The 19,663-nt window shown below is 61.2% G+C and carries 22 protein-coding genes and 1 tRNA gene; 13 read left to right on the plus strand and 10 right to left on the minus strand.

Annotation, left to right across the window (positions count from 1 at the left end):
* Nucleotides 1-3: 3 nt before the first annotated feature.
* Both ASD01_RS16165 and ASD01_RS36010 read right to left on the minus strand, forming a co-directional pair.
* Nucleotides 4-1,251 carry a GGDEF domain-containing protein gene (locus ASD01_RS16165; RefSeq protein WP_034791114.1) on the minus strand — a complete coding sequence of 416 codons (1,248 nt, stop codon included), beginning with the start codon at nt 1,249-1,251 and terminating at the stop codon, nt 4-6.
* Nucleotides 1,252-1,274: 23 nt separating this feature from the next.
* A complete protein-coding gene (locus tag ASD01_RS36010; RefSeq protein WP_156552957.1) occupies nt 1,275-1,451 on the minus strand; it encodes a hypothetical protein in 177 nt (58 codons plus the stop codon).
* Between the two features lie 42 nt (nt 1,452-1,493).
* Between ASD01_RS36010 and ASD01_RS16170 the strand changes: the two genes are divergently transcribed.
* The gene (locus ASD01_RS16170) at nt 1,494-3,467 is read left to right on the plus strand and encodes a bifunctional 2',3'-cyclic-nucleotide 2'-phosphodiesterase/3'-nucleotidase (RefSeq protein WP_034791390.1); all 1,974 of its coding nucleotides are present in this window, start codon (nt 1,494-1,496) and stop codon (nt 3,465-3,467) included.
* Between the two features lie 171 nt (nt 3,468-3,638).
* Here ASD01_RS16170 and ASD01_RS16175 read toward each other — a convergent pair whose 3' ends face one another.
* Nucleotides 3,639-3,959 carry an HlyU family transcriptional regulator gene (locus tag ASD01_RS16175; RefSeq protein ID WP_034791108.1) on the minus strand — a complete coding sequence of 107 codons (321 nt, stop codon included), beginning with the start codon at nt 3,957-3,959 and terminating at the stop codon, nt 3,639-3,641.
* A 74-nt stretch (nt 3,960-4,033) separates the two neighbouring features.
* A complete protein-coding gene (gene ilvA / locus ASD01_RS16180) occupies nt 4,034-5,281 on the minus strand; it encodes a threonine ammonia-lyase (protein WP_034791101.1) in 1,248 nt (415 codons plus the stop codon).
* Between the two features lie 155 nt (nt 5,282-5,436).
* Between ilvA and ASD01_RS16185 the strand changes: the two genes are divergently transcribed.
* From ASD01_RS16185 to ASD01_RS16205, 5 genes are all read left to right on the plus strand, one after another.
* Entirely contained in the window at nt 5,437-6,891 is a 1,455-nt protein-coding gene (locus ASD01_RS16185; RefSeq protein WP_034791099.1) for a TrkH family potassium uptake protein, read from the plus strand.
* A gap of 81 nt (nt 6,892-6,972) precedes the next feature.
* A complete protein-coding gene (locus ASD01_RS16190; protein WP_034791097.1) occupies nt 6,973-7,563 on the plus strand; it encodes a hypothetical protein in 591 nt (196 codons plus the stop codon).
* Nucleotides 7,564-7,567: 4 nt separating this feature from the next.
* On the plus strand, nt 7,568-8,278 hold the full coding sequence (locus ASD01_RS16195; RefSeq protein WP_034791095.1) for an HAD family hydrolase: 711 nt from the start codon (nt 7,568-7,570) through the stop codon (nt 8,276-8,278).
* Between the two features lie 147 nt (nt 8,279-8,425).
* Nucleotides 8,426-8,638 (plus strand): hypothetical protein, encoded by a 213-nt coding sequence (locus ASD01_RS16200; protein ID WP_127889037.1) that lies wholly within the window; start codon nt 8,426-8,428, stop codon nt 8,636-8,638.
* 70 nt (nt 8,639-8,708) lie between these two features.
* Nucleotides 8,709-8,793, plus strand: a tRNA-Leu gene (locus tag ASD01_RS16205).
* An 84-nt stretch (nt 8,794-8,877) separates the two neighbouring features.
* Here the strand turns inward: ASD01_RS16205 and ASD01_RS16210 are convergent.
* The 3 genes from ASD01_RS16210 to wrbA all read right to left on the minus strand — a co-directional run bounded on the left by ASD01_RS16210 (nt 8,878) and on the right by wrbA (nt 10,248).
* Nucleotides 8,878-9,096 carry a hypothetical protein gene (locus ASD01_RS16210; protein ID WP_034791089.1) on the minus strand — a complete coding sequence of 73 codons (219 nt, stop codon included), beginning with the start codon at nt 9,094-9,096 and terminating at the stop codon, nt 8,878-8,880.
* Between the two features lie 80 nt (nt 9,097-9,176).
* Nucleotides 9,177-9,419 carry a DUF2188 domain-containing protein gene (locus ASD01_RS16215; RefSeq protein ID WP_034791085.1) on the minus strand — a complete coding sequence of 81 codons (243 nt, stop codon included), beginning with the start codon at nt 9,417-9,419 and terminating at the stop codon, nt 9,177-9,179.
* Nucleotides 9,420-9,648: 229 nt separating this feature from the next.
* Nucleotides 9,649-10,248 (minus strand): NAD(P)H:quinone oxidoreductase, encoded by a 600-nt coding sequence (gene wrbA / locus ASD01_RS16220; RefSeq protein WP_034791083.1) that lies wholly within the window; start codon nt 10,246-10,248, stop codon nt 9,649-9,651.
* A 164-nt stretch (nt 10,249-10,412) separates the two neighbouring features.
* On the opposite strand from wrbA, the gene ASD01_RS16225 reads away from it, so the two are divergent.
* Nucleotides 10,413-11,168 carry a competence/damage-inducible protein A gene (locus tag ASD01_RS16225; protein WP_034791070.1) on the plus strand — a complete coding sequence of 252 codons (756 nt, stop codon included), beginning with the start codon at nt 10,413-10,415 and terminating at the stop codon, nt 11,166-11,168.
* 129 nt (nt 11,169-11,297) lie between these two features.
* Complete coding sequence (gene gpt, locus ASD01_RS16230) at nt 11,298-11,795, plus strand: xanthine phosphoribosyltransferase (RefSeq protein WP_034791068.1); 498 nt, start codon at nt 11,298-11,300, stop codon at nt 11,793-11,795.
* A gap of 68 nt (nt 11,796-11,863) precedes the next feature.
* On the opposite strand, the gene ASD01_RS16235 is transcribed toward gpt, so the two are convergent.
* Both ASD01_RS16235 and ASD01_RS35605 read right to left on the minus strand, forming a co-directional pair.
* Complete coding sequence (locus tag ASD01_RS16235) at nt 11,864-13,339, minus strand: NAD(P)H-hydrate dehydratase (protein ID WP_060530032.1); 1,476 nt, start codon at nt 13,337-13,339, stop codon at nt 11,864-11,866.
* A 94-nt stretch (nt 13,340-13,433) separates the two neighbouring features.
* Nucleotides 13,434-13,583: a hypothetical protein gene (locus tag ASD01_RS35605; RefSeq protein ID WP_156552955.1), complete on the minus strand. Its 150-nt coding sequence runs from the start codon at nt 13,581-13,583 to the stop codon at nt 13,434-13,436.
* Nucleotides 13,584-13,682: 99 nt separating this feature from the next.
* On the opposite strand from ASD01_RS35605, the gene ASD01_RS16240 reads away from it, so the two are divergent.
* The 3 genes from ASD01_RS16240 to hspQ all read left to right on the plus strand — a co-directional run bounded on the left by ASD01_RS16240 (nt 13,683) and on the right by hspQ (nt 16,109).
* Nucleotides 13,683-14,021 (plus strand): P-II family nitrogen regulator, encoded by a 339-nt coding sequence (locus ASD01_RS16240; protein ID WP_003528058.1) that lies wholly within the window; start codon nt 13,683-13,685, stop codon nt 14,019-14,021.
* Between the two features lie 65 nt (nt 14,022-14,086).
* Complete coding sequence (glnA, locus tag ASD01_RS16245; protein WP_034791062.1) at nt 14,087-15,496, plus strand: type I glutamate--ammonia ligase; 1,410 nt, start codon at nt 14,087-14,089, stop codon at nt 15,494-15,496.
* Nucleotides 15,497-15,779: 283 nt separating this feature from the next.
* Nucleotides 15,780-16,109, plus strand: coding sequence for a heat shock protein HspQ (hspQ, locus tag ASD01_RS16250; protein WP_034791060.1), 330 nt, complete (start codon nt 15,780-15,782; stop codon nt 16,107-16,109).
* Nucleotides 16,110-16,188: 79 nt separating this feature from the next.
* Here hspQ and ASD01_RS16255 read toward each other — a convergent pair whose 3' ends face one another.
* Nucleotides 16,189-16,818: an invasion associated locus B family protein gene (locus tag ASD01_RS16255; RefSeq protein WP_034791027.1), complete on the minus strand. Its 630-nt coding sequence runs from the start codon at nt 16,816-16,818 to the stop codon at nt 16,189-16,191.
* Nucleotides 16,819-17,090: 272 nt separating this feature from the next.
* On the opposite strand from ASD01_RS16255, the gene ASD01_RS16260 reads away from it, so the two are divergent.
* On the plus strand, nt 17,091-18,905 hold the full coding sequence (locus ASD01_RS16260) for an extracellular solute-binding protein (protein WP_082572999.1): 1,815 nt from the start codon (nt 17,091-17,093) through the stop codon (nt 18,903-18,905).
* Nucleotides 18,906-18,993: 88 nt separating this feature from the next.
* Complete coding sequence (locus ASD01_RS16265) at nt 18,994-19,656, plus strand: DsbA family oxidoreductase (protein ID WP_034791385.1); 663 nt, start codon at nt 18,994-18,996, stop codon at nt 19,654-19,656.
* Nucleotides 19,657-19,663 lie beyond the last annotated feature (7 nt).

Here is a 19,663-nt window from a genome sequence, read left to right on the forward strand (position 1 = left end):
AACCTATCGGCCGACGACGCAATTGCGGCCGCGTCCCTTGGCGGCGTAGAGCCTCAGATCGGCCTGCGCCAGTAAATCCTCGACAGAGACCCCATCGGCAGGCGTCGAAGAAAGCCCGATACTCGCCGTAACCGAGCGACCGTCCGGCGTCGCAATCTGATCTGAGATCGCAATCCGGATCTCCTCGGCGCGGCGCAGCGCATCGGCATGCATCATTGCCGGACACAGGATCACGAATTCCTCGCCGCCATAGCGAAACAGCCGGTCGACCGGGCGCAATTTCGACTTCACCGTTTCCACCAGACGCTGCAACACACGGTCCCCTTCCAGGTGGCCAAATCGATCGTTCACACCCTTGAAGTGGTCGACGTCGATGATCATCAGCGTCACGGCTGCGTTTTCGGCGCTCGCGGCGCGCAGCATTGCCGGTGCCTCGGCCTCGAACCGGCTGCGGTCGAGCGAGCCCGTCAGCGTGTCCTGCCCGGAGCGCGACAAGAGGTCCTCGTAGCGCTCACGGAAGGTCAGCGTGTTGAAGATGTCGCCAAGCGGCCGGTCCGACATGGCAAGCGACGGGTGGCGCGAGAGGTTGAGATAAAGGCCGACGGCAATGGCATAGAAGGGTGCTGCCAGCATTTTCGCCATCCAGCCGCCCCAGAAGACCTCGGCCGGCGCGCCGTTCCACCAACGCAGCGCCGCATAGAAGGCGGCCTGATCGAAGGTGAGCACCACGAAACCGCAGATGAGGAAACGGACGGTCACGAAGTGACGCAACCACCGCCCGAGGCGCTCGTAGAGCAGGATGATCATCAGCGCATCGAAGTAGAGGATCGTCGTTCCCCAGACCATCAGCCACCCCATCTCGTCGATGAAGGCGAGGTCGGCGGAGCGCTCCGCGACGATCGACACCGTATCGTGCTGCCGCAACAGAAGGCTGAGCGCCACCGTCAGGAAATTGCCGGCGAGCAGACCATAGATCGGCTGGCGCACCGTTGCTGCGTCCTCCTTCACATAGAGGAGGAGGATCATCATCAGCTTACCGGAGAACAGCACGGCCGATCCGGGCGAAATCACGCCGAACGGCAGTTGCACATAAAAGACCGCGGCAAGATAGGTCTCGATGAAGTGCATGACGCCGAGGGCCGCGACAAAGACCCCGAGACCCAACCGGGCACGAAGGTGCAAAAGCCCGATCATCGCCGTGACGTAGACCAGTGCCTCGCCGACGAAGAGAATAAGGTTGGCGTTTGGCATGTGCTTGAGAAGGTTCCGTTTCCTCAAGCACCGTTAACCAGGAAACTTGAAGAAAACTTTACCGGGTGTCCGCTGTTGCTCGACCTTTCAGTGCGAAAATCTGCCGCTTTCGGAAACGCCAGCTTTCCGGCATATTCAGCGCCAACCCACCGTCGTTCGCCCGCCAGCGAACAAAACCCCCAATTGTATTCCTTTTCCATGAAGACCCGCATTCTTGATCAATGGAGGACCGCATGACATCGATGACTTCCCCGCTTAACCTCACGCGCCGCTCGCTTCTTGCGGGGGCCGCAGCGTCCTCGGCACTCGTCATGTTGCATCCATTCTCGGTTCGCGCTGCCGCCAACCAGGCGCATCTCAGGATCATGGAAACGACGGACCTGCACGTCCACGTCTTCCCCTACGACTATTACGGCGACAAGCCGAACGACACGGTCGGCCTTGCGCGCACCGCCTCCATCATCGACGCCATCCGCGCCGAAGCGACCAACTCCATCCTCGTGGATAACGGCGACTTCCTGCAGGGTAACCCGATGGGCGACTACATCGCCTACCAGCGTGGCATGAAGGACGGCGATCTCCACCCGGTGGTCGCGGCCATGAACGTGCTCGGCTATGACTGTGGCACGCTCGGCAACCACGAATTCAACTATGGCCTGGACTTCATGTTCAAGGTGCTGAACGGGGCGAACTTCCCGCTCGTCTGCGCCAACCTGACGAAGGGAGCGCTTGCCGCCAATGCGCGGGAGGACGAGCTGTTCCTGAAGCCCTATGTCATCCTCGACCGCAAGGTGAAGGACGGTTCCGGCCAGGAGCATCAGATCCGCATCGGTCTCATCGGCTTCGTACCGCCGCAGATCATGACCTGGGACGCCAAGCACCTGGAGGGCAAGGCCGATGCCCGCGACATCGTCAAGGCGGCGGAAGCCTGGGTGCCGCAGATGCGCGAGGAAGGCGCCGACATCGTCGTGGCGCTCTCCCACTCCGGCATTGGCCAGGAAGCCTATGCGGAGAACCTCGAGAACGCATCCGTTCCGCTCGCCGCGATCGAAGGTATCGATGCGATCGTCACCGGTCACAGCCATCTCGATTTTCCTGGGCCGAAGTTCGACGGCGTTGGCGGCGTCGACAACAAGAAGGGCCTGATCTCCGGCAAGCCCGGCGTCATGGGCGGCTTCTGGGGTTCGCATCTCGGCCTGATCGACCTCTTGATCGAGCGTGAGGGTGGAGCTTGGCGCGTCGTCAGCTCGACAAGCGAAGCGCGGCCAATCTATCGCCGCGTTGAAAAGAAAGTCGTGGCTGAAGTCGCCGATCGACAAGACGTTCTGGCCGCCGCACAAAAGGACCACGAGGCGACGCTTGCCTATGTGCGCACGCCCGTCGGCAAGACCAGCGCGCCGCTCTATTCCTACTTCGCCCTGGTTGCCGACGACCCGTCGGTCCAGATCGTCAGCCAGGCGCAGACCTGGTACATCAAGGACATGCTGAAGGACACCGAGCACCGCGACCTGCCGGTGCTTTCAGCCGCGGCCCCCTTCAAGGCCGGCGGCCGCGGCGGCGCCGATTACTACACCGACGTTCCGGCCGGCGACATCGCGATCAAGAACGTCGCCGATCTCTACCTTTATCCGAACACGGTGCAGGCCGTGGTCATAACAGGCGAACAGGTGCGCAACTGGCTGGAAATGTCGGCCGGCATCTTCAACGAGGTCAAGCCGGGGGCTTCCGACGCGCCGCTGATCAACGGCGGCTTCCCGTCCTACAATTTCGACGTCATCGACGGGGTCACCTATCAGATCGACCTTTCCGTACCGCCGAAGTTCGACAAGGACGGCAACACGATCAACGCCGCATCGAACCGCATCAAGAACCTGCAGTTCAATGGACAAGCGATTGATCCGGCGCAGAAATTCGTCGTCGCCACCAACAACTACCGGGCCGGCGGCGGCGGCAACTTCCCCGACATCACCGCCGACAAGGTGGTGTTCGTGGCTCCCGACACCAACCGCGATGTGGTGGTGCGCTACATCATCGACCAGGGCACGATCAATCCGTCGGCCGACGCCAACTGGACCTTCGCTCCGCTCGCCGGGACGAGCGTGACATTCGACAGTGGACCGAAGGCACGGCAGTTCCTGGCACAGGTGAAGGGCGTGACGATCGAGGACGCTGGCGACGCCGCCGAGGGTTTTGCGCGCTTCCGCATCAAGCTCTGAGCCCCCAACCGATCAGTGTGGGCTGCCGCTTGCGGCGGCCCACGCACTTGGCGCGCAGTCGACCAGCTGGCTGAACCGCCGACACAAGCCAACGGCACTCCTACCGAAAAACATGAGTTTCGACAGGCAAGCTTATGTTTACATTAGATTATCTTGAAGAGACAAGCCGGCTCAGACCTGGCGCGACGAGGCGTCGTCGGAAAACAGCGACGGGCCGGTCTGGTCGATGATCTGGCGCCCCTTGCGCAGCGCCGCGTCGATCGCGTCCTGCTCGGACGCGAAGAGATCGGCACGGATGAAGCTGCGAACCTTGGCGCCGCCTTCGGCCGAGACCTTCTCGATGTTGCCCGCCAGACGGAACTGCGAGCCCTCGCGCATCGGCGTCGCACGGATGGTGCAATCCGCATAGGCCTCGGATTTCCCCGGTGCTGCCTGCGCCTGGTCTTCGGAGTTGCCGGAACGGCCGAACAATTTCGAGAAAAACGATGCCATGCCCAAGACTTAGACGCCGCGGCCAACACTGTCAAAGCCTAAGTGCCGATAATTGACCGCGACGCCCACTCCCGTCAGATGATGAGGTTGGAAAGGATCTCGTTCTCGGTAATGTCCTGGTAGCGCAGCCCCGCGGCGTCGAAGCGAGCCTTCAGCACCGGGAAATTCTCGGCATGTTTTGTCTCGATGCCGATCAGGATGGAACCGAAGTTGCGCGCTGACTTCTTCAGATATTCGAAGCGCGAGATGTCGTCCTCGTCGCCGAGCAGGTTGAGGAAGTCGCGGAGCGCGCCCGGCCGCTGCGCCATGCGCAGGATGAAGTACTTCTTGAGGCCGGCGTGGCGCATCGCCCGCTCCTTGACGTCAGGCAGGCGCTCGAAATCAAAGTTGCCGCCGGAAACGACCGCGACCACCGTCTTGCCCGCAAGCGTCTCCGGTCCCAGCGCTTCCAGCGCCGAGATCGAAAGAGCGCCAGCCGGCTCAAGCACGACGCCTTCGACATTCAGCATGTCGATGATCGTCTGGCAGATCGCGTTCTCCGACAGCAACATGACCTGGTCAGGCGAGAAACGCCGAAGTGCCGCGAAATTGAGGTCGCCGATGCGCCCAACCGCGGCACCGTCGACGAAGTTGTCGACCTGATCGAGGGTCACGACGCTGCCGGTTTCCAGGCTTTCGCGCAGGCTCGGCGCACCCGACGGCTCGCAGAAGATGAAGTGATCGGCTGCAACCTTATCCTTGAGGTAGCCGGTGACGCCGGCGGCAAGACCGCCACCGCCAACCGGCAGCACGACGAGATCCGGAACCACCTCTTCCGGCAGTTGCCAGGCAATTTCCGCCGCGACGCTTGCCTGTCCCTCGATGATGTCGGCGTGGTCGAAAGGCGGCACCATGACGCCACCGATCGCCTCCACGTGGTCGCGGGCAGCCTTGTAGCACTGGTCGAAGATATCGCCGACCAGCTTGATGGTGATGAACTCGCCGCCGAACATCCTGGTCTTGTCGATCTTCTGCTGCGGCGTCGTCACCGGCATGAACACGACACCCGGAACGCCGAAATGGCGGCAGACGAAGGCGAAGCCCTGGGCATGGTTGCCGGCCGAGGCGCAGACGAAGGTCTTACCCGAGGCGCCGGCACCGATCGCCTTGCGGAAGAAGTTGAAGGCGCCCCTGATCTTATAGGAGCGAACCGGCGAAAGATCCTCGCGCTTCAGGTAAATATTCGCACCGTAGCGTGCGCTCAAATGTTCGTTGAGCTGCAGCGGCGTCGGCGGGAAGATCTCCCGCAAGGCTTCGGTTGCGGTTTCGACATCCTGCTTCATCACGTGCGGTCTTCCGTTGAGTTGGTCGCTGGCCGTCGCTATTGCACATCGCAACGCCCGAAGCCATGGCTTTGACTCGAATCGGGCCGACGTTGAAAATGACGCACTGACCGTTCCACCGGCACGGCCACATTGTTCTTCCGGGAAATAAACGCTTGAACGCAACCCTGATCCGGCATGCCGTGCACATTTCGGCGATCCTCGGCATATATCTTGCCTGCGCCATGTTGGTGCCGGCGATGGTCGATCTCTATTACGGCCATTCGGATTGGCAGATCTTTGCCGCTTCGGCGTTCATGGTCGGCGGCCTTTCGCTTGCGACCTTCATGGCGACGCGCATGGGCCCGCCGCCCTTCTCCAAGAAGTTCGGCTTTGTTCTCGTCAATATGCTGTGGGCCGTGTTCTCGGTTGTCGGCGCGATCCCGCTCTGGCTGTCATCGATGAAGCTCGATTTTGCCCAGGCACTGTTCGAATCCGTCTCGGCCATCACGACGACCGGTGCGACAGTGATCGTCGGTCTGGACGATGCGCCGCCCGGGCTCCTCCTCTGGCGGTCACTTTTGTGCTGGCTCGGCGGCATCGGCATCGTCGTGCTCGGCCTGTTCATCATCCCCTATCTCAGGGTCGGCGGCATGTCGTTCTTCAAGATGGAATCCTCCGACACCGGCGACAAACCCTTTGCCCGGCTCGCGAGCTTCAGCCGCGCTTTCCTCGCGATCTATGTCGTCATCACGCTTCTCTGCACGATCGGCTATTTCCTGACGGGCATGAACCGCTTCGATGCGATCAACCACGCGATGTCGACGGTGGCGACGGGTGGCTTTTCCACCCATGATGCATCCTTCGCCTATTTCGGCAGCATTCCGCTGCTCTGGACCGCCACCTTCTTCATGGCGCTTTGCAGCCTACCCTTCTCGATCCTGATCGTGCTCGTCGCCCGTGGCAGGCTGGATGCGCTGCGCGACCCGCAGATCATCGTGTTCCTCGGCTATCTCTCGGCCTTCTCGATTGCCGTTGCCGTCTATCATCGGCTCGCCAATGGCGTGGAATTCCATCTGGCGCTGGCACACTCCTTCTTCAACATCACCTCTATCCTCTCGACCAGCGGCTATGCCAGCCAGGACTACAGCCTCTGGGGGCCCTTCGTCGTCATCGCAGCCTTCATCGCCACCTTCATGGGCGGTTGCTCCGGCTCGACCGCCGGTGGCATCAAGGCCTATCGCTTCATCGTGCTCTTCAATGCGATCCGGTCGGGTCTGAACAAGATCGTCTATCCCAATGCGATCTATGCGGTGCGCTATGGCGGCAACACCGTCGACGCGGACACGCAACGCTCCATCTTCCTGTTCTTCATCACCTATATGCTGCTCTGGGTGCTCGGCAGTCTCGCCATGGGAGCGCTCGGCTACGATCTGGTCACCGCCACCTCGGCCGTCATTACCTGCCTTTCCAATGTCGGCCCGGGCCTTGGTCCGATCATCGGGCCGGCCGGCAACTTCTCGACGCTCGGCGATCCCGAACTCTATCTGCTGTCGCTGATGATGCTGCTCGGTCGTCTCGAAGTGCTGACCGTGCTGGTAATCCTGACGCCGGTCTTCTGGAAGCATTGACCATTCGCCTGGCGGCCCTATCGTCTTGACTCGGTGCAGCAGATGCCGAAAGTCGGTCGAAACCGGCGATGGGGGAACGTCATGGTGAAACATATACGTCGTCTGGCGATGCTGACCGCCGCCGTGACGCTTTCGGCTGGTCTCGCGGCCCATGCCGGCCCGCTTGCCGACGCGGCGGTGCAGGCCGAAAAGCTCGCGGCTTCCGGCGACGCGGCGAAAGCCCATGACCTGCTCCGCCAGGCGATGAGCGACTTTTCGCAAACGTTGCCGCTGGCGATCGGCAAGGCGGTTTTCGTGACCAAGGCGCCGACTGGCTACGCCATGTACGATCCGCGCGAGGGCGCAGTCTTCAAGGAGGGAGAGTCGCTGATCTCCTATATCGAGCCGATCGGCCTCACCTGGAAGGATTCGGCAACGAAAGGCCAACTCGAAAGCCACTTCACCGTTGATTTCGATATTCTCAATCCGAAGGGCGACGTGCTCGCCGGCCAGAAGGCGTTCGGCGATTTCACCTTCACCGGCCACCTCAGAAACCAGGAAATCTATTCGACGCTGACCATCGACGTTTCCGGCGCGCCTGCCGGCGACTATGTGCTGCGCTTCCACTTCAATGACGTCAACAGCGGCAAAAGTGCCAGCGTCGACCAACCCTTCAAGATTGCCGGACCGTAATATTATGCCCCATACTGTAACGACCGTCGGCTTCGATGCCGACGATACACTCTGGCAGAACGAGCAGTTCTTCCGGCTGACGGAAGCGCGCTTCGCCGAGCTTCTGAGGCCGCACACCGACACCGAACATCTCTCCGACCGGCTGCTTGCCGCAGAGAAGCGCAACCTTGGGCTCTACGGCTTCGGCATCAAGGGCTTCGTGCTCTCCATGGTCGAAACCGCCGTTGACGTTACCGGTGGCAAAGTCCCCTCCTCGGTCATCGCAGAAATCCTCGCCGTTGGGCGCGACATGCTCGTGCACCCGGTCGAGCCGCTGCCGCATGTCAAGGAAACCCTCGAGGCGCTTCACGGCCATTTTCGACTTGTCATGATCACCAAGGGCGATCTCTTCGACCAGGAGCGCAAGCTCGCCGCCTCCGGCCTTGGCGACTATTTCAACGCCGTCGAGATCGTCAGCGACAAGACCGTCGCCACCTACGAGCGCATCTTCAAACGTCACGGCGATGGAGCGCTGAAAAGCATGATGGTCGGCAATTCGCTGAAGTCGGATATTGTGCCTGCACTCGGTGCCGGAAGCTGGGGTGTCTATGTCCCGCACGCGCTTACCTGGTCGTTCGAACACCACGATAAGCCGGAGGACCATCCGCGTTTTCGCGAGATTGCGGATCTCGGCGGGTTGGGCACGGTCCTTGAGCGCTTGACACTGAAGGCTTGACTGTCGTCCGCAAGCGCCAAGTCGATTGCAACTATAAGATGATCCGTATCGATGATACACGAGTCAGCTTATCGTCCCCATGGTGGCTTAGATGAGGGGAACCAATGTTGGCGCTTGTTTTCAGCGATATCGATGGTGGTGGTGGGCATGCTCATTGGATGGCTGCTGAGGAAGGTTTCGGCTTTGAGCGTCTTTTCCTCGCGCCTCGCGGGTTTGGCGGTTCTGTTGTTTCCCGCACCCGCCATCTACTCGTTCAATTCGGGCTGGCCGTTTGTCGACGCGCTTATCGTCTACGGCCTTGGGGCGCTGATTGCCGCGGCCGTCTTCACTTTCATGAAGACGAGAGAACAGCGCGCCTAAGCGCGTTGTCCACCCCGAAACCCCCGATCACCCTTGACTGTTTGACCTGAGTGTTTGATCTAGGCTGTATGCGGGCGTGGCGAAACTGGTAGACGCAAGGGACTTAAAATCCCTCGGCCTTGGCTGTGCGGGTTCGATCCCCGCCGCCCGCACCAGGCAATCGGTTTTCAAGGATCAACAGGATAGGCGCATCCGACGCTCTCAGGAGAGCGAGACGTTGCGCCGGCGAGACTGGCCGCTCAGTTGTTGTAGTAATAACAATCGCATTCCGCCTGGTAGGCGTCGTCGTGCCAGACGCGGACGGCGAGTTTCGTTGCGCATCCCTGGTTTTCCAGCCTGAGGCCGAGAAGCGAGACCGCTGCCGCCTTGGAATTGGGGGCGTCCACCTCGATTGCCGATCCGACCTGGTGGACACCCTGCCGCGGGGTCCAGGTGAAGATCTGAACGCTGTAGTGCATCGAATATCCTCCGTGGAGAGATGGTGTGCACGCAATACTAAACGCTATGTGTTCGCAATGAGCCGGTCGCCTTGACCGTTTCAGCCGTCTTCGACGGTCGCTTCAGGCCGATCGCCGCCATCCGTGTGTTCGAAGTGCCAGTGGCCCTCTTCGTCCTGGAAGCTGATCTCCTCGTCGTCGCCGCCGACTTGCTGTTCGGCGGCGGCGGCCTTGGCGGCGGCAAGCGCCGTTTCGCGGTTGGGAAAGGGTTCCGAAAAGGCGTCGGCGGCCTTATAGGCCCATCCGCCGTCATGAGGAACGATGGTGTACGTAATTCGCGCCATACTTCCCTCCCGATAATCCGAAAGACGTTTCCGTCTTCGGCGGGCCGTTGCCGCACGGCCCTGCATTCCTCCTCGTCAAAGGCATACTCAATGCCGAACGCCGCGGATATTAGCACAAGTGTGGTACGAATTGCCACATTCGCGAATCACCCGGAAAGGCTAGCCGCAAAACAAAAAGGCGGCCCCTTGCGGCGCCGCCTAAGCTCTTGAAACGATTGCGTCGAAATGATCAGGCCGAAAGCTTCGCAGCGATCTTGGCGACGTGTGCGCCCTGGAAGCGGGCCGCCTGGAGTTCGACCTCGGACGGCTGGCGCGAGCCGTCGGCATCGGTGATCGTCGAGGCGCCATAGGGCGAGCCGCCCTTGATTTCGTCGAGGCCCATCTGGCCCTGGAAGGCATAGGGAAGACCAGCGACGACCATGCCGTGATGCATCAGCGTCGGAATGAAGCCGAGGATCGTGGATTCCTGACCGCCATGCTGGGTGGCCGAGGACGTGAAGACCGAGCCGACCTTGCCGACCAGCTTGCCAGACGCCCACAGGCTGCCCGTCTGATCGATGAAGTTGCGCATCTGCGAAGCAACGGTGCCGAAGCGCGTCCCGGCGCCGAAGATGATCGCGTCGTATTGGGCAAGCTCCTCGACATGGGCGATCGGCGCGGCCTGGTCGAGTTTGAAATGAGAGGCCTTGGCGATCTCGTCCGGCACCAGTTCCGGAACGCGCTTGACGTCGACTTCGGCGCCGGCAGACTTGGCGCCTTCGGCCACGGCGTAAGCCATGGTTTCGACGTGTCCGTATGCCGAATAGTAGAGAACGAGAACCTTGGCCATAATTGCTCCTTTGGATACAAGCGATCCCACTTGATCACTGCTGCGCGGAAGATTTATCAAAATGCAGCCGCATGCCAGGAGCCGTCCGGGAAACAGACTGTTCTCGCAATGTGAACAATAATAATTCACTGTTAAATGACTGACTAAACAAACAGGATCACCCGATGAGCAGCATAAAAGTCGTCACTGCCGCCATGGTCGCCATCGGCGACGAACTTTTGTCGGGGCGAACCAAGGACAAGAACATCGGTCACCTCGCCGACATGATGACCATGGTCGGCATCGACCTGAAAGAAGTGCGCATCGTCGCCGACGACGAGGCGGCGATCGTCGAGGCGATCAATGCGGTGCGCAGCCGCTACGATTACGTCTTCACATCCGGCGGCATCGGCCCGACGCATGACGACATCACGGCCGACGCCGTGTCTCGCGCCTTCGGCGTCGAATGCATCTACGAGTCCGAGGCGATGGCGCTGCTCGGCGCCATGTACGAACGCCGCAACATGGAGTTTACCGACGCGCGCAAGCGCATGGCGCGCATGCCACTCGGTGCACGCCATATCCCCAACCCGGTATCGACAGCGCCTGGCTTCGCCATCGGCAACGTGCATGTCATGGCCGGCGTGCCGCAGGTCTTCCAGGCCATGCTCGACGCGCTGCTGCCCGGCCTGAACGTCGGCTCGCCCCTCCTCTCCCGCACCGTACGCTCGCCCTTCGGCGAGGGCGATATCGGCAGCCCGCTGACCGAAGTGCAGAAGAACCATCCGGAGACGAGCATCGGCTCCTACCCGAAATTTGACGGCAAGACCTTCTCGACGGATATCGTCGTGCGGGCCCGCGATCCGGAAGCGCTTGCTGCAGCGGAGGCTGATGTCCAGGCGATGATCCAGGCAATCGCCGACGCGCGGGCAAAGGGATAGCGCGAAGCCCTTGCACTCAAGGCCTCAATGCCGTTATTGCATGTCGGCAAATCAGGATGACGCGTTCCCGCCTGCCCGATCTGCCGGACGCTTCGCCTTACCCTCGTTCAGACAAGCCGGAGCCCACCCATGTCGCTGCCCGATAAAGCCTTTCCCGTTTCCTGGGACCAGTTCCACCGCGATGCCCGGGCGCTTGCCTGGCGGCTGGCCGACAACGGCCAGGAATGGCGTGCCATGGTTTGCATCACCCGTGGCGGCCTGGTTCCGGCTGCGATCATTTCGCGCGAACTCAATATCCGGATGATCGAAACCGTCTGCGTCGCCTCCTACCATGACTACGACACGCAGGGGCAGATGAAAGTGCTGAAGGGCATCACGCCTGAAATCACCAAGGACGGCGGTGAAGGCGTGCTGATCGTCGACGACCTGACGGACACCGGCAAGACCGCGGCCGAAGTACGGGCAATGCTGCCGAAGGCGCATTTCGCTGCCGTCTACGCCAAGCCGAAGGGCCGGCCGCTCGTCGATACCTTCGTGACCGAAGTCAGCCAGGACACCTGGATCTATTTCCCCTGGGACTTGGGCTTCACCTACCAGGAGCCGATCGCCAAGGGCACGCGCGGCTGATAGCGCATCTGGGCGGACACCGCGAACGTCGCCTCTCAAGAGGTGGTTTGTCGCCTGTGCGCTCACGATCAACTGATCGGCGGTATCGCGCCGATCAGCGTTTCAGCGGTCAAGCCTGGCCCTGCCTTGGCCCCGGCTGCGCCATGGCGCCAGACCGCTGCGATCGCCGCTTCGAAGGCCGGCATTCCTTTCGCCAGATGTGCGCCGACGATGCCGGCAAGTACGTCCCCCGATCCGGCGGTTGCCAGCCACGGCGGCGCATTGTTGTTGACGACGGCCCGCCCGTCCGGCGCGGCAACGACGGTGTCGGCGCCCTTGTAGACGATCACGGCATGGCTCGCCCGCGCCGCGGCCTGCGCCTTCTCGATCTTCGAAAGCCCGTCGTCACCGGCGATCTCCGGAAAGAGGCGAGCGAACTCGCCATCATGCGGCGTCATCACCATTTGCCCGCCACCTTTCGCCAGCGCCGCGAACAGTTCGCCGGGGTTCGTCTGGAACGAGGTGATGCCATCGGCGTCGAGCACCAGAGAGCGATCGCAGAGCGCAAGCGCAAAGTCCCTCGCCTTCTTGCCGATGCCAAAACCCGGCCCAAGCACGAAGCTGCCCAGGCGCTGGTCCTGCAGCCATTTGGTAAGCTCCCGGCTTCCGTCGATCTCCTTCACCATCACCGCCGTCAGATGAGACGCATTGATGCCGAGCGCGGCCTTGCCGGTGGCGACGGTAACGAGGCCAGCGCCAGCCGCAAGGCCCGCTGCCGCCGAAAGTCGCGCCGCGCCCGTTGCCTGGCGGTCGCCTGAGAAAACGACCAGATGCCCGCGCTTGAACTTGTGCGTCGAGGCCGCCAGGTCACCTCCCCAGCCCGCCCAGAGGAACGGCGCGTTGAGGCGCAGCGAACCTGCGCCGGCACGCACAATGCGCGCGGGAATGCCGATATCGAACACCTTGAGTGTGCCGCAGAGGGATCGCCCGGGCAGAAGCCAATGACCGGGCTTGGGCGCCATGAACGTGACAGTGTGGCGAGTGGCAAAGGCGGCGCCCCGGATCTCGCCCGTCCGGCCGTCGATGCCGCTCGGCAGATCGATGGCAACGACCGGAACGCCGCTGGCATTGACCCGTTCTATAAGGTGAACGACGTCGTCAGGGAGGTCGCGTGACAAGCCCGCCCCAAAGAGCGCATCGATGACGACATCGCCAGCCTGTGGTTCGAATGCAGAGATTGGCGCAGCAGGACCACTCCAGTCGGACCAGGCCCGCGCTGCATCTCCTTGAAGCCTGGCGGGATCGCCGAGGACGAACACCGCGACATCCGCCCCGCTTTCGGCAAGGCCGCGGGCTGCGATGTACCCGTCACCGCCATTGTTGCCTGGACCGCAGAGCACGACGAAGCGGCGGGCATCCGGAAAATGTCGCAGGGCCGCCGCCGTCACCGCCAGTCCGGCGTTGCGCATCAGCGTAAAACTATCGATGCCGGATTGGGCTGCCGCCCGGTCGATTGCCGTCATTTCGGCGGGCGTGATCAACAGGTGCTGAAGGTCGGAGCGCATACGCCAGACTTATCCATGCCCACGCGCGTGAAGCAAGGCCTCAGCGCCGCCACCACGATTGCCTTAAAATCATGCACTTGCACATAATTGTTGCTCAAATAACAAGCTTTGCGTCAGCAATGACGCGGAGACGCCGCAAGAAGCGGGCATCTTTCGATCGGAAATCATAAAAAATAGGCAGATCGCGCCCGCCGAAGGTATGGAAATCCCGCAATCGGCGCGCCGACAGCAGATTTTTTGTCATTCTGACAGATTTTCGCAGAAAAACTGGCATGCAACGTGCATATTCAGGGCGAGCGGGCATGATCCTGCTTTCAAGGGAGAAGCGGAGAGACATTTTCTCATGAAAAAGATCGAAGCGATCATTAAGCCCTTCAAGCTCGACGAAGTGAAGGAAGCCCTTCAGGAAGTCGGTCTGCAGGGTATCACCGTCACGGAAGCCAAGGGCTTCGGGCGGCAGAAGGGTCACACGGAGCTGTATCGCGGCGCCGAATACGTGGTGGACTTCCTGCCGAAGGTAAAGGTCGAAGTCGTGCTGGCGGATGAAAACGCGGAGGCCGTCATCGAGGCGATCCGCAACGCCGCGCAAACCGGCCGCATTGGTGACGGAAAGATTTTCGTTTCCAATGTGGAAGAAGTCATCCGAATTCGCACGGGCGAAACCGGCCTCGACGCCATCTGACATCACGGGCCGTTCGGCCCGGTTCTTTTCAAATCCTCGTCATCTCACACAGGGAATAACGGCAAATGACGACTGCAAGCGATATTCTGAAGCAAATCAAGGACAACGACGTCAAGTTCGTCGACCTGCGCTTTACCGATCCGAAGGGCAAGCTGCAGCACGTAACGATGGATGTGGTCTGCGTCGACGAAGACATGTTCGCCGATGGCGTCATGTTCGACGGTTCCTCGATTGGCGGCTGGAAGGCCATCAACGAGTCCGACATGGTGCTGATGCCCGATCCGGAAACAGCGCATATGGACCCGTTCTTCGCGCAGTCGACGATGGTCATCATCTGCGACATTCTCGATCCGGTTTCGGGCGAATCCTACAACCGCGACCCGCGCGGCACGGCCAAGAAGGCTGAAGCCTACCTCAAGGCATCCGGCATCGGCGACACCGTCTTCGTTGGCCCGGAAGCAGAATTCTTCGTCTTCGACGACGTCAAGTACAAGGCCGACCCGTACAACACCGGCTTCAAGCTCGACTCCTCGGAACTGCCGTCGAACGACGACACCGATTATGAGACCGGCAACCTCGGCCACCGCCCGCGCGTCAAGGGCGGCTACTTCCCGGTTCCGCCGATCGACAGCTGCCAGGACATGCGCTCTGAAATGCTGACGGTCCTGTCCGAAATGGGCGTCACCGTCGAAAAGCATCACCACGAAGTGGCCGCCGCCCAGCACGAGCTCGGCGTCAAGTTCGACGCGCTGGTGCGCAACGCCGACAAGATGCAGATCTACAAGTACGTCGTGCACCAGGTCGCCAATGCCTATGGCAAGACGGCAACCTTCATGCCGAAGCCGATCTTCGGCGACAACGGCTCGGGCATGCACGTACACCTGTCGATCTGGAAGGACGGCAAGCCGACCTTCGCCGGCGATGAATATGCCGGCCTGTCGGAATCCTGCCTCTACTTCATCGGCGGCATCATCAAGCATGCCAAGTCGCTGAACGCCTTCACCAACCCGTCGACGAACTCCTACAAGCGTCTCGTCCCGGGCTATGAAGCACCGGTTCTGCTCGCCTATTCGGCACGCAACCGTTCGGCTTCGTGCCGCATTCCGTTCGGCACCAACCCGAAGGCCAAGCGCGTCGAAGTCCGCTTCCCGGACCCGACCGCCAACCCCTACCTCGCCTTCGCAGCCATGCTGATGGCCGGCCTCGACGGCATCAAGAACAAGCTGCACCCCGGCAAGGCCATGGACAAGGACCTTTATGACCTGCCGCCGAAGGAACTGAAGAAGATCCCGACCGTTTGCGGCTCGCTGCGCGAAGCGCTGGAAAGCCTCGACAAGGACCGCAAGTACCTGACGGCCGGCGGCGTCTTCGACGACGACCAGATCGATTCCTTCATCGAACTTAAGATGCAGGAAGTCATGCGCTTCGAAATGACCCCGCATCCGGTCGAGTACGACATGTACTACTCGGTCTAAAACCATTGGAACCGGCGGCATCGGCAACCGGTTCAAGCCGTGCTCAAGGGCCGGCGGCTCCTCAAACGGAGCCGCCGGCCTTTTCTTTGGCGCGCACGATTGCGAGCGCCCTGAACAAGGAGCGGCACGAAACCGTCGAATTGTGTGATATTATGTTGCCAACAACTTTTGCGCGTCCGCGGGACACGCGCGGCGAGATCGATCAATGGAGGGTGTAGGGAATTCCCTATTGATGTTTTGGGTTCGCCAACCCAGATAATCTCCTGAAAGGATGTGTTGCGTCATGAAACAGAGAAACGCCAAATTCGAGATCGGACAGGTGGTTCGCCATCGGGTTTTCCCGTTCCGCGGCGTCATTTTCGACGTCGACCCGGAATACGCCAACACCGAGGAGTGGTGGAACGCCATTCCGCAGGAGATCCGCCCGAGCAAGGATCAGCCCTTCTATCACCTGTTCGCCGAGAACGACGACAGCGAGTATGTCGCCTACGTCTCCGAGCAGAACCTGGAATTCGACGACAGCGACCGGCCGATGCGCCACGCGCAAGTCGATGCCCTGTTCGACAAGGATGGCGTCGGCCACTACAGGCCCAAGGCGACGTTCCGGCACTAAGGCAACTGCGCTCTCGAACAAATGAAAACGCCCGGACCGCGAGGTCCGGGCGTTTCTTTATGAGTTTGCGGAGGACCGCTTAGTTCTGCTTGGCAGCCTTCTGGGCTTCTTCAAGCTTCTTGCGCGCGTCCTCGGCCTTCTTCTGCATCTCTTCCTGCAGCAGGCGCTGACGCTCTTCGAGCTGCGACTGCTCGATCGGCTCGCCGTCGAACACACCGGTGAAGCCCGTCAGGGCCATCTTGATCGGGTTCGGAGCGCGCTGGAAGTTGACCGAGGTGAAGACGACCTCATTGCCCTTCTTCAGGCTGGCGATCAGCTGGTCGGAAAGCGGCGCTTCTGCAACGCACTTGTCGGGCATGCAGATGGCGTAGTCGAGCTTGACCGGCTTGCCGCCGTCGATCTGCATCTGAACGCCGGTCGGAATGAGGCGCGCGGACGGTACGGAAACCTGCATGATCTTGCGGTTGACCTTGCCGGAGACGGTGATGAGGCCGACAGCGGTCACGAGCTGGCCGTTGTTGGCGGTCAGCAGGTTCTGAACGATGCAGACATCGTTGTCTTCCTGCTTGGTGCAAACCTTGAACCAGCCCTGCGGCGGCTTGCCGCCAGCCTGCTGTGCAGACGCAACGCTCGGAACGCCCGCAGCAGCTACAGTGAGCGCCAGCGCTGCCATGCCCGAACGTTTTGCAATATTCGACTTGAAGATCATTGTGATTCCGTCTCCTGAAATCCGGTAACGGAACAGTTGTTCCGCAGGTGAGTATCGTCAGCCGCCGTTGTCCTGTTGGCCAAATAAGGCAAATGCATGACCCCGTTTCCGGAAACACCTGTTACATTGGCTCGCTTCGATTATCCAGTGTTTCCTGTCATTTTTTGACTTCATACTAGGCGGAATTTGGACCGCGGATCGGTTGGATTCATCCGTCGGCATTGGTAACGTTCGGGGAATCGGCCTGTTGATACCCCTCACGGGAGGTGACCTTGCGTGCAATTCTTTCCGGTCTGGCGCTGATCCTGACCGCCACTTCATTCGGCACTGCTGCGGCAGCCGCTCCCGTGCATGCGATTGCCATGCACGGAGAGCCGGCGCTGCCTGCCGATTTCAAGAACTTTCCCTACGTCAATCCGGACGTAAAAAAGGGTGGAAAGATCTCCTATGGCGTCGTCGGCAGCTTCGACAGCCTCAATCCCTTCATCCTGAAGAGCATGCGCACCACCGCGCGCGGCATGTGGGATCCGGAATACGGCAACCTCGTCTACGAATCGCTGATGCAGCGTTCGCGCGACGAGGCCTTCACCATGTATGGCCTGCTCGCCGAAACAGTGGAGTGGGATGACGACCGGACCTTCATCCAGTTCAATCTCAACCCGAAGGCCCGCTGGGCCGACGGGCAACCTGTTACCGCCGAGGACGTGATCTTCAGCTTCGAGCTGCTGCGTGACAAGGGGCGTGTCCCCTTCAGCAACCGCATGGCCAAGGTGGCGAAGCTCGAAAAGGTCGGGGAGCGCAGCGTGCGCTTTACCTTCACCGAGGATGCCGACCGCGAGCTGCCGCTCCTGCTCGGCCTGTCGCCGGTGCTGCCGAAACATGCCATCGACCTTGCGACCTTCGACCAGACCACGCTGAAGCCGCCGCTCGGCTCCGGCCCCTACCGCGTCGCAGAGGTGAAACCGGGCGAGCGCATCGTCTACAAGCGAAACCCGGACTATTGGGCCAAGGACCTGCCCTCGAAGGTCGGCCAGGACAATTACGACGAGATCTCCGTGGAGTATTTCCTCCAGGAGAACTCGCTGTTCGAAGCCTTCAAGAAGGGCGAGATCGACATCTATCCGGAAGGCAGCGCCACCAAGTGGGCGCGCGGCTACGATTTCCCGGCGGTTCGTTCCGGCGAGGTCGTCAAGGAAACCTTCACGCCGAAGACGCCGTCCGGCATGCTCGGCATCGTCTTCAATACCCGCAGGCCAATGTTCGACAACTTGAAGCTCCGCCAGGGCCTGGCGCTGGTCTTCGACTTCGAGTGGGTCAACAAGAACCTCTTCGACAGCGCCTATACGCGCACGCAGAGCTACTGGCAGAACTCGGCGCTGAGTTTTCTCGGCGCACCGGCCGACGACCGCGAACTCGGCCTGATCGGCGACGCCCGCGATCGAATCAACCCGGCGATCCTCGACGGCACCTATCGCCTGCCGGTGACCGACGCGTCCGGGCGCGATCGCAACGTGCTGCGTGTTGCTGTCTCGCTGATGCGCGAGGCCGGCTATCAGATCAAGGACGGCAAGATGGTCGACCCGCAGGGCAAACCGCTCGCGTTCGAGATCATGAGCCAGAATGCCGGCCAGGAAAAAATCGCCCTCGCCTACCAGCGATTTCTCGCACCTCTCGGCATCCAGGCGTCCGTGCGCACCGTCGACGATTCGCAGTACCAGCAGCGCAGCCAGTCCTTCGACTACGACGTGATCATCAAATCCTTCCCCTCGACGCTGTCACCCGGCATTGAGCAGGCCGGGCGCTGGACCTCACAGGCGCGCGACCGGCAGGGTAGCGACAACTTCGCCGGCGTCGCCGACAAGGACGTCGACCGGATGGTCAATAACATCCTGCAGGCCCGCACGAGCGAAGACTTCACGGCGGCGGTGCGTGCGCATGACCGGTTGCTCGTCAACAATTCCTATCTGGTGCCGCTCTATCACCTCGACGCACAGTGGGTGGCGCGACGCAAGCATATCGGCCGGCCCGATACCATGCCGCTTTACGGCTACCAGCTTCCGACCTGGTGGGATCAAAACGCACAATAGAGGGTTGGTTCCCTTTTGGTAACGCATTGAAAGCCGGATGAAACCGGCTTATCTCGCCTTCAACCGAACAAGGAAAGGCGCCCACACCATGCAAACCGTCAGCATCGATATTGTCTCGGACGTTGTTTGTCCCTGGTGTTATCTCGGCAAGGCGCGGCTCGACCAGGCGATTGCCAATCTTCCGGACGTGCTGGTCACGGTCAACTGGCGCCCCTACCAGCTCAATCCCGACCTGCCGCCCGAGGGGATCGATCACAAGCGGCATCTTGCCGAGAAGCTCGGCGGCCAGGCGGCCGTCGATCGCGCCCACGACACGCTGCGCGAACTCGGCAATGCCGACGGCATCGCCTTCGACTTCGAAGCGGTGAAGATCAGCCCGAACACGCTTGACGCTCATCGGCTTGTCCGCTGGGCCGCGACCAACGGCGAGCAGGCGCAGTCCGCCGTCGTCGGCTTGCTGTTCAAGGCCAATTTCGAAGAAGGCCGCAATGTCGGTGATCACGCGGTCCTGCTCGATATCGCCGAGCAAGCAGGCCTCGATCGCCCCGTCGTTGCGGCTCTGCTTGGCTCCGATGCCGACAAGGATGCGGTCAAGGAAGAGGTTGGCATGGCCCGCGAGATGGGCGTAACCGGCGTTCCCTGCTTCATCCTCGAAGGACAATATGCCGTGATGGGCGCGCAATCGGTCGATGTATTGACGAATGCGCTGCGCGAAATCGCCGAGATGAAGGCGAGCGGCAAGCCGAACTGATCTCGGC

The sequence above is a fragment of the Ensifer sp. Root423 genome, assembly GCF_001426275.1.
Lineage (GTDB): Bacteria > Pseudomonadota > Alphaproteobacteria > Rhizobiales > Rhizobiaceae > Ensifer > Ensifer adhaerens.

Bases quoted from the DNA above. Each gene is read 5' to 3' on its own strand.
- ASD01_RS16165 (WP_034791114.1), bottom strand. From the start codon at position 1,251: ATGCCAAACGCCAACCTTATTCTCTTCGTCGGCGAGGCACTGGTCTAC.
- ASD01_RS36010 (WP_156552957.1), bottom strand. From the start codon at position 1,451: ATGGAAAAGGAATACAATTGGGGGTTTTGTTCGCTGGCGGGCGAACGA.
- ASD01_RS16170 (WP_034791390.1), top strand. From the start codon at position 1,494: ATGACTTCCCCGCTTAACCTCACGCGCCGCTCGCTTCTTGCGGGGGCC.
- ASD01_RS16175 (WP_034791108.1), bottom strand. From the start codon at position 3,959: ATGGCATCGTTTTTCTCGAAATTGTTCGGCCGTTCCGGCAACTCCGAA.
- ilvA (WP_034791101.1), bottom strand. From the start codon at position 5,281: ATGAAGCAGGATGTCGAAACCGCAACCGAAGCCTTGCGGGAGATCTTC.
- ASD01_RS16190 (WP_034791097.1), top strand. From the start codon at position 6,973: ATGGTGAAACATATACGTCGTCTGGCGATGCTGACCGCCGCCGTGACG.
- ASD01_RS16195 (WP_034791095.1), top strand. From the start codon at position 7,568: ATGCCCCATACTGTAACGACCGTCGGCTTCGATGCCGACGATACACTC.
- ASD01_RS16200 (WP_127889037.1), top strand. From the start codon at position 8,426: ATGCTCATTGGATGGCTGCTGAGGAAGGTTTCGGCTTTGAGCGTCTTT.
- ASD01_RS16210 (WP_034791089.1), bottom strand. From the start codon at position 9,096: ATGCACTACAGCGTTCAGATCTTCACCTGGACCCCGCGGCAGGGTGTC.
- ASD01_RS16215 (WP_034791085.1), bottom strand. From the start codon at position 9,419: ATGGCGCGAATTACGTACACCATCGTTCCTCATGACGGCGGATGGGCC.
- wrbA (WP_034791083.1), bottom strand. From the start codon at position 10,248: ATGGCCAAGGTTCTCGTTCTCTACTATTCGGCATACGGACACGTCGAA.
- ASD01_RS16225 (WP_034791070.1), top strand. From the start codon at position 10,413: ATGAGCAGCATAAAAGTCGTCACTGCCGCCATGGTCGCCATCGGCGAC.
- gpt (WP_034791068.1), top strand. From the start codon at position 11,298: ATGTCGCTGCCCGATAAAGCCTTTCCCGTTTCCTGGGACCAGTTCCAC.
- ASD01_RS16235 (WP_060530032.1), bottom strand. From the start codon at position 13,339: ATGCGCTCCGACCTTCAGCACCTGTTGATCACGCCCGCCGAAATGACG.
- ASD01_RS35605 (WP_156552955.1), bottom strand. From the start codon at position 13,583: ATGACAAAAAATCTGCTGTCGGCGCGCCGATTGCGGGATTTCCATACC.
- ASD01_RS16240 (WP_003528058.1), top strand. From the start codon at position 13,683: ATGAAAAAGATCGAAGCGATCATTAAGCCCTTCAAGCTCGACGAAGTG.
- glnA (WP_034791062.1), top strand. From the start codon at position 14,087: ATGACGACTGCAAGCGATATTCTGAAGCAAATCAAGGACAACGACGTC.
- hspQ (WP_034791060.1), top strand. From the start codon at position 15,780: ATGAAACAGAGAAACGCCAAATTCGAGATCGGACAGGTGGTTCGCCAT.
- ASD01_RS16255 (WP_034791027.1), bottom strand. From the start codon at position 16,818: ATGATCTTCAAGTCGAATATTGCAAAACGTTCGGGCATGGCAGCGCTG.
- ASD01_RS16265 (WP_034791385.1), top strand. From the start codon at position 18,994: ATGCAAACCGTCAGCATCGATATTGTCTCGGACGTTGTTTGTCCCTGG.